The following is a 393-nucleotide window of genomic DNA, read 5'->3' on the forward strand; positions in this document are numbered from 1 at the left end:
TCGCCAACTGTTTGGCGACGACCCGTGAAGATCACCCTGGCCCCTTCTTTTAAATACAAATCGACGATCGACAAACCGATTCCAAGCGTTCCACCAGTAACGATAGCGACCTTTCCCTTTAAACGATCTACCATATTGAATACCTCCGAACTCTCCCTGTGAATAATTTTACAAGCTATTTGTTAAAAAGTAAACAATTTGCAAATAATAATAAATTATAATTGAGAATAAAAAAACACCGGTATACATTGAACCGGTGTTTTTCGATATCTAATTAGTTTTTAATCTCGTAAATACTGTAAATCGCTGTTTGATCATGATTTTTAAAATATTTATTGGCAAAATCCGAAGCATGTTCGATACTGTCGAACTCCTTTTTGGTCACCACTGAAT

1 protein-coding gene is annotated in these 393 nt (G+C 35.9%); it reads right to left on the reverse strand.

From position 1 onward, the window contains the following. A partial coding sequence (locus KH893_RS12790; protein WP_281166396.1) for an SDR family NAD(P)-dependent oxidoreductase occupies window positions 1–134 on the reverse strand: 134 nt, incomplete at its 3' end. Window positions 135–393 lie beyond the last annotated feature (259 nt).

This window comes from Liquorilactobacillus sicerae (assembly GCF_029916425.1).
Taxonomy (GTDB): domain Bacteria; phylum Bacillota; class Bacilli; order Lactobacillales; family Lactobacillaceae; genus Liquorilactobacillus; species Liquorilactobacillus sicerae.